The sequence below is a fragment of the Neobacillus citreus genome (genome assembly GCF_018343545.2).
GTDB lineage: Bacteria > Bacillota > Bacilli > Bacillales > Cytobacillaceae > Neobacillus > Neobacillus citreus.
Genome location: NZ_JAGYPE020000075.1, coordinates 1 through 7,857 on the forward strand (window position 1 = coordinate 1; position 7,857 = coordinate 7,857).

Genomic DNA, 7,857 nt, shown 5'->3' on the forward strand with positions numbered 1-7,857 from the left:
AACAATTTATTAGAGACAGATTTATAATATACCATCTCTTTCTGAACTAGTCAACTGCTTTTTTTAATTAAGGCAGCAACCCGACTCAGCAACAGTAATTAATATTACAGTAGTGAACTTTAAATGTCAACTGTTTTTCAGAGATAAAATGTTTGTTGCTATCTCTCTTAGCGACAAATGCTATATTACTAGATTATTTTTAACACGTCAATATATTTTTTTGCTTTTTTAAGTTAAATCCCTAAACAACACCGCATTCTTATTGAATTAAAGTACCGGTACCTTCGAAACCATTGAAATCCTTCACCCAAGCTATAAGGGACAAATCTCCCTTTAATTCATGGAACATATAAATATAAGAAGACCTTAATATTGTAACGAAAGAAGGAAAATGAATGCCAACCGGAATGTATCAAACTGAGGTGGATATCCCAATCAATAAGGTTTGGGATTTTGTTAAGGATATGGATAATTGGGCTCCTCTTATCCCCGGATATATTCAACACCGGAAATTTACGAACCGTCAGTCTACTTGGGAGTTTAATAGTAACATCGGATTCATAAAGAAAAAAATTAGTCTGATGATCACCATAAAGGAATGGATTCAACCGACAAAGATTACTTTTCAGTTAAAGGGGGTAAATGAGGGGCTCTCTGGAGAAGGATATTTCCTTGCAGAAGCGGTGGATAAAAATAAAACGAAGATCACAGGCTTTCTTGAGCTCACTGCCGGCGGCGCGATTGGGCCGGTGGTTAATGCAATCTTAAAGTCCCAGCTTCCTAAAGTAACAACGGATATGGTTACTGCAATCGCCACTAAATTGGAGCAAGTTCATAATAATGTATCTAGAGTTTAGCACCCAAAAAGGGACAGTCTCCTGTTACGTTTAACGTTAAAGGGTACTGTCCTATTTGCAGACATTTGTCGAGTTAAAAAATAAAAAATGAGGCAAAAGAACCGTCCCCATGCCTCATTCCTTGAGTGTGATTACTCCAATTAAGCCAATTATGGAGAAGATGACGGGTGTGATGAAACCGTGGTAGTAGCCGGCGCTTAAACTGCCTGAAGCGGTCTGAAAGTGATCCAAGACATTTCCAAAGATACTTGGCAGCAATACGGCACTCAAGAATCCACCTGTATTCGCAAATCCGGAGGCAAGGCCGGATTCCATGATTGGAAAAGATTGACGAACGGCAGCAAACGTTAAGGCATTTGCCCCATACGCAAGACCAATAACAAAGAAAAGCACCGTTAACAAGAAATTTGGAGGACTCCCATTAAATAAAAGAAAGGTAGACCAACTCAATAATAGTATGAAATGGACAACCACATAAGGTCGTTTAATCATCTCTAGCCGGCTTGAAATCCAGCCAGAAAAAGGAGCACCAATCAGTGCCCCGACCAGACCAATCAAAATGAGCTGGCTCGCCTCGGAACGTGTCATTCCATACATATCCATCCCATAGGGCACTGCCCATGAACCGATAAATCCTACATATGTTCCGACAATCCCAAAGTGACATAAGAATAACGCCCATGCCTGGCGATTTGAAACAATTCTTCGCAGCAATACCAACGTTTTCTCCCGTTGGATCTCATTTTTTTCTGTTATAGTCCTATCAGAAAGGACTTGTTTTGGCTTTTTGACGAGCACAAAATAAAGGAAAATGCCACATAGACATAATAATAGGCCTGTTGAAAAAAACGCAGCTCTCCAACCAATCAGGTCAATCCATAAGGAGAATGGAACTGTCGCCAACAGAAAACCAAGACTCCCCGTCATTGCCGCTACACCGATTAAGCGGGTAAATTCTTTCGCACTAAACCATTGGCTCAAGATTAACACCATATTGACCCAGATGGTCGCATCCCCCATCCCCGTAAGGATTCTGGCAAAAAACAAGACAAATTCATGGTTGCCGAGACTATAAATGATGGTACCGAGACCCGTAAGGATCGCACCGATAATGAGAAAAAAATTGGGACCAAATCGGTCAGCCATAATCCCCATCGGAATTTGCAAACCCGTGTAGACAAAAAATTGAATGCTTGCCAGTATACCAATCGTTGTTGCTGTTACATGAAAATCCCTCATTATTTGGTCCGTAATCAATCCCGGTGCAGTCCGCTGGCTCGACATTATTAAATAAGTAAACAGTACGGAAGCAAATACAACCCATCTAAATCGGCTATTTTGTATGTCCAATGTATCTACCTCTGTGAACTTTTACTTTATATATATGGTTTTTCTGGCGGTGGTAGAAACCAGTTTTTGAAAAAAAAAAGCGACTCCTATATTAAGAATCGCTTTTTGAAAACCTCATTTATTCATTGAAATTTATGCCTTTCCGCCTGGCAAATGTGCCCCGTATTTAGGAAGAATGGTATCCCTTGTATAATCATCCACTTGACGGAGGGTTTCAACGATAGCCGGCATATCCAATGCTTTCACAAGTTCATTAATGGCTTGGACACCTGCATCTGCATACTCTTCTCTTTCTTCAGCTGTCTTCAAAAGCGGTGTAGCCATATGATCAGACGGCTCATAGAAGTAAGAACCCACTGCTCCGGATTGGTATGCATACTTCCCTAATGTATTGCCGGGATTCTTACTCATCCCTGCTAACATATGCTGCACATCATAAGTCACAGAAGGAGATTCAGGCATATTCAATGGAACATCTTCTAATCTGCCTAAAATTTTATAAGCACCAATCGTCATCCCATGAAATGAATCCATCAGATTGAATTTAGCTGCCTCCGCTGCTTTTAATACGTCCATATACAGGGCAGGCACTTTTGTTTCATCAAAGAAATCACGAACCATGCCGCTTACGGTCAGATACGCCGGGCCATGACTGGTGATATAAATTTGTCGTCTAAAGCCTTGATTCAGCAATGACTTGGCAATTTTATCCAAATAAGCCATTCCGTCTTTTACGCTCATTTGAATCGTGCCCCGGCCGACAATCGTTCCGCCTGGAAAGAAATAAGGTAAGTTGTGCAATACAAGCCCATCCGATTCTTCTGCCATTTTTAAAGCGATGGCTTCCGCAAGAACCGTTTCCGAATCCAGCGGTAAGGCTCCGTGTGTTTCCGTTACTCCAACAGGAACATAAATAATATCATTTCGATCTAAGTAGTCTTCGACTTCCCCATTTGTCAGTTTTGAAAGGAATCTAGTACGCATATAAATCTCTTCTTTCTTGAAATTTCTATAAAACTTATTAAACTGCTCTTCTTTCTTTTAATAGAGCATACATTTCATTTGTTCTCTTTTCATTGAGGTTATAGATCATCCCTACACCAATCAGCATTATAATGAATGCAGCGATTGGCATGCCGGTGTACATTTTTAATACACCTTCTGCTACTGCCGGTGATTGAGATTTTGCCCCGGAAACGAAGCCTACCCAACCTAATGCATAACTGCCAAGAGCGCTACCTAAACCCATCCCCACTTTACGGGCAAAGGAATACAGGGAATAAAGTGTTCCTTCGTAATGCTTTCCTGTTTGAAGCTCTGCATAGTCTATACAATCTGTTACTAGAGCCCAAACAACCATCACGAAGACAGCAGAACCAATTGTAGCTAAGTTATATAAAACCATAAACACATATACATTTTGAATTGTAACCAATGTCATTATGACTGTTGCAACTAAACTGAAGATCGCTGTAGCTATGACTAAATTTCTTTTATTAAACTTTACAACCAGTTTAGGAACTATCACGAATAACACGAGCGTAACACCAATGCTTATAAATGAGTTGATAGCGAAAGCACCTGGCATACCATAACGTTCCGCGAAAACAATTGGAGCCAATTGGCTTACCCCATTGATCATAAGAAGAGATCCTATTGATGCAACCATCATTCCAATTAACGGTCGATTTTTAATCGCTACCTTAAATGCATCCTTAAAACTGTAATCAGAGTTGGCTCCTGCTGTATGATCATCACGGATACGTTCTGTTGATAATTTTACAAGTCCTGTATAAGCTAATACCGATAAAATACTAAATACAATGGCAATTTGAAAGAATGCATCCGGAACTACAGCCTTAGATTTATCGTAGATAAACATAGGAACGAAGGATAAGAATCCAACACCAACAACCATACCGCCAATCGCACGGGCACGAGATAATTTTGTGCGTTCAACAGGATCATTTGTAATAACAGATGCTAGCGAACCATAAGGAATGGAGTCGGCTGTATAAGCAACACAGAAGAATAAATAAACGAATACTACCCATACATGAGTTGCTGCGGATCCCCAACTGGATACGTTTGCAAAAGCCAATAAGCAGGAAGCGGCTAAAATCCATTTAGAAATATTAATATACGGCAAGAATTTATCGCCAGATTTGCCTAATTTCCAACGGTCAGGAAGAGTACCCATAATCACATTACAAATGGCATCAAAGAATTTACCCAATAAAAACATCGTTCCCATAAAGTAAGGGCTTACTCCTAATACATAGGTACAGAAGATTAAGAAAAAACCGCCTATATATAAGTTAACAAAACTTCCCCCAATATCTCCTAACGCATATCCAACCTGGTCTCTTACTCCAAACTTTCTCATATAAAACCCCCATTTTTTCTTGTAGATTTTGCAAACGCTTAATTTATTTCTTGAAATTAAGTATATATCTGATTTTGAAAACGTTTTTATATTATAGTTGCATCCTTTTATAGTATAATTGCGAAATTTCTGTTTTAAAAAAGTCCGTGAACGCAGAAAATAAGCACATGAAATACTCATGCGCCCTTCATTTCTTTTTCAGCTTTTTATATTCAAATGGGGTGATTCCTTCTACCTCTTTAAAAAATTTGGAGAAATATTGCGGGTTGCTGAAGCCAACCATGATGGCAATTTCCGTCATGGTGAGATTTGAGTTTAGGATGAGCTCCTTTGCTTCCTTCATTCTTCTCAGATTTCGGTAATTACTAATCGTTATGCCTTTTTCTTTTTTAAACGTACGCATTAAATGAGAGGGATGAACATGTATTTTTCGGGCTATTTCCTCCATTGAAATGTCCTCTGCAAAGTTCATTTCTATATAGTTTTCCGCCTTCTCTACAATCGTTAAGCTGCCACTATTTGATTTTCGAATTGAACGGTCGGAATACTCTTTTACCATATATGAATGAATCTGATCAAGTTTAGCGATGGTTTCGGCATGCTCAATCATAATGGCATACTTTTCAGAGATAAAGTGGCATTGCCATGGACTTAATCCGCCCTTTTCCGCTGCATAGCTATAGAGGGTATTGTGCGACAATAGAATATTTTTATAGGATCGCATTTTATTATTTGGAACTCTGTTCAAAAGGTTAAATTGGTCATCGTTAAGCTTCAGAAATGGATCCTTTTCAAATTCAGTTATCAAGTCCCGATCACCCATTTGAATTCTATAAAGTAATTTTTCCCTTAACTTATGGCCGGCTTCAATGTATTCAGGTGTAAGTCCATTTCGATTAGTATTTGGATTTGGGGTATCTATTTGCTGATGATCTTTCATTATATTCCCTGCCTTACACATTTGGCTTATCCACCTATTATATTATTTTTTGCTACTATCTTGCATTTAATTAAGAGACCTCGTTTGACTCCTCCTTCCGCAACCGTTTTTTCAATGACATTAGTGTTATTAGCTGCAAAAAAATCCTAATTTTTGTCAAGGAGACCCATAAAAAATGATGCACAAGAACCGTCCCCATGCCTCATTAATGACGAAAGTCACATAGATTTATTGACTTTGGTTACTATATCGGAAATGCCCTGTGGCCCTATAATCAAGAGTGTTAAATACAAAATGCCTACTGAATTGTCCTCTAAGGTTATTTTTTTGTAAATTTATGAAAACGGACTATTCAGAATGTGGCAAAAAAGGTATAATTTACCTGTTTGTAATACTTTTGTACTAGGGGGTACATATTATGACTTGGTTTACCAAGTGGGCGTTACGGAATAAGGCCGCATTAGCTTTTTCTGTCGTTGCCTCAATGATTTTTGGTATTTTCAGTTACACTACGATTCCAATGGAGCTAATGCCATCTGCTGATCAGCCGTACGTTACGATTTCAGTCGTTGGAAACGGCGTCGATGCCGTCAGCATGGATGAACAGGTCACACAGCCAATTGAAAAAGCTATAAACGGCGTTAAAGGAAAACAAAATGTAGTCGCACAAACCGGGAATAACTTTACCCAGTTGACCGTCACCTTTGAGTCCAGCATTGATGTAAAAGAGGCAAAACAGCAAATACAAGAAAGAATTTCGATGGTCAATCTCCCCAATGGAGTCATGAAACCATATGTAGTCAACCTCAACACATCTGAAATTCCAATTGTAGAATTAGGACTCACCTTTGATAAGGAAGTTGGCAATACTGAGCTAAATCTAGTAGAAAATGAGATTATGCCGATGTTCCAAGACTTAAAAGGGATCGGCAATGTCATCGTAAACGGCGGGAAAAATCAACAAGTAATGATTAAAGTCGATCCAGAAAAATTAGCCGCTGCCGGGTTCCCGCTTGAAAAGCTTTATACTCTTCTTCAAGGAAAAAATGCATCTGTCGCAATGGGCGAGCAAACGCTAAATAACGAAGCTACAAGCATTATCGTAACAGGAAAGTTAGAATCACTTGAAGACCTGAAAAACATCGAGTTAAATGGTGACACTAAACTGCAGGATGTTGCTGATATTTCCATGCAAAAAGACACCGAAAGCATTACCCATTTAAACGGTAAGAATTTTATCGATGTTGTTATTCAGAAGGATTCTACCTCCAATGCCGTAACGCTTGGGCAAGAGGTCGAAGACACGGTTAAAAAAATCAATCAAGACTATAAGGGAACACTTCAAGCTACGATAGTGATGAATTTGGGTGATACAGTCCTTGATTCCATCAATTCGATGACAAGAGAAGTATTGACCGGAGCCTTATTTGCCACGCTTATTATCTGGTTATTCCTGCGCAGTTTCCGGATGACCCTGATCACGATTGTCAGCATTCCATTGTCACTTTGCATTACGATGATTCTACTTTCTTTCTTTGGCGTTACCTTAAACATCCTCACACTCGGAGGAATTGCGGTATCAGTCGGACGGTTAGTGGATGACAGTATCGTGGTAGTAGAAAATATTTACCGAAGGAAAAAAGATAATGAATTGACCCCCGCTTTTCTGGTAGAAGCGGTAAAAGAAGTGGGAGCGGCGATCACGTCTTCCACTCTCACAACAGTGGCAGTATTCCTTCCAATGCTGATTGTTTCTGGAGGTTTACGTGATATTGTTGCCCCGTTCGCCATTACAATCACTTGTTCATTACTAGCTTCACTGCTTGTTTCGCTGACAGTGGTTCCAGCACTCAGCGGCCGGATGATGTCAAAGGTAAAGATGAAAGAACACAAGCAGAATTCCTTCTACCCATCACTGTTGAAATGGTCGCTTAACCATAAATGGCTGCCCATCACAATAGCAGTACTCGTTGTGGTTGGGTCTGTCGGATTATTTGTGAGCATGCCTAAAGGGTCTGTCGATCAGAAGGATTCCGCCTATATAGAAATCGGTCTTCGCTATCAAAACGGAACTCCATTTAGCGAAATGGAAGACGGTGTTGCGAAAATGGAGGACATTCTTGCAGATAAAGATGGGGTAAAAACCCATATTACAATCGCGGGCGTCAATGAGGACGCTGCCCAATATGGCAATCTGCAGGATGCAAATGTGGTGCGTTTTATGGTTTTTCCTAAAGAGGGAACCGATTCCGCCAAATTTGTGAAAGACATCCGAAAAACAAAAGATCAGTTTCCAGATGCGGAGCTTACAGCTGACACCGCTG

The 7,857-nt window shown here is 39.8% G+C and carries 6 protein-coding genes; 2 read left to right on the top strand and 4 right to left on the bottom strand.

Features of this window, described 5'->3' with window-relative positions:
• Positions 1 to 395: 395 nt before the first annotated feature.
• The gene (locus tag KHB02_RS26020; RefSeq protein ID WP_213147496.1) at positions 396 to 857 is read left to right on the top strand and encodes an SRPBCC family protein; all 462 of its coding nucleotides are present in this window, start codon (positions 396 to 398) and stop codon (positions 855 to 857) included.
• A gap of 114 nt (positions 858 to 971) precedes the next feature.
• Here the strand turns inward: KHB02_RS26020 and KHB02_RS26025 are convergent, their stop codons facing one another.
• The 4 genes from KHB02_RS26025 to KHB02_RS26040 all read right to left on the bottom strand — a co-directional run bounded on the left by KHB02_RS26025 (position 972) and on the right by KHB02_RS26040 (position 5,533).
• Positions 972 to 2,207: an MFS transporter gene (locus KHB02_RS26025; RefSeq protein WP_213147497.1), complete on the bottom strand. Its 1,236-nt coding sequence runs from the start codon at positions 2,205 to 2,207 to the stop codon at positions 972 to 974.
• 132 nt (positions 2,208 to 2,339) lie between these two features.
• Complete coding sequence (locus KHB02_RS26030) at positions 2,340 to 3,191, bottom strand: creatininase family protein (RefSeq protein WP_213147498.1); 852 nt, start codon at positions 3,189 to 3,191, stop codon at positions 2,340 to 2,342.
• 37 nt (positions 3,192 to 3,228) lie between these two features.
• Complete coding sequence (locus KHB02_RS26035) at positions 3,229 to 4,593, bottom strand: MFS transporter (protein ID WP_213147499.1); 1,365 nt, start codon at positions 4,591 to 4,593, stop codon at positions 3,229 to 3,231.
• Between the two features lie 187 nt (positions 4,594 to 4,780).
• Entirely contained in the window at positions 4,781 to 5,533 is a 753-nt protein-coding gene (locus KHB02_RS26040) for a helix-turn-helix transcriptional regulator (RefSeq protein ID WP_213147500.1), read from the bottom strand.
• Positions 5,534 to 5,951: 418 nt separating this feature from the next.
• Between KHB02_RS26040 and KHB02_RS26045 the strand changes: the two genes are divergently transcribed.
• Positions 5,952 to 7,857, top strand: a 1,906-nt coding sequence (locus KHB02_RS26045; RefSeq protein WP_241114101.1) for an efflux RND transporter permease subunit, incomplete at its 3' end; no start/stop codon positions are given.

What these genes read in the sequence shown, in the direction of transcription:
- KHB02_RS26020 (WP_213147496.1), top strand. Translation starts at nt 396, where the DNA reads ATGCCAACCGGAATGTATCAAACTGAGGTGGATATCCCAATCAATAAG.
- KHB02_RS26030 (WP_213147498.1), bottom strand. Translation starts at nt 3,191, where the DNA reads ATGCGTACTAGATTCCTTTCAAAACTGACAAATGGGGAAGTCGAAGAC.
- KHB02_RS26035 (WP_213147499.1), bottom strand. Translation starts at nt 4,593, where the DNA reads ATGAGAAAGTTTGGAGTAAGAGACCAGGTTGGATATGCGTTAGGAGAT.
- KHB02_RS26040 (WP_213147500.1), bottom strand. Translation starts at nt 5,533, where the DNA reads ATGAAAGATCATCAGCAAATAGATACCCCAAATCCAAATACTAATCGA.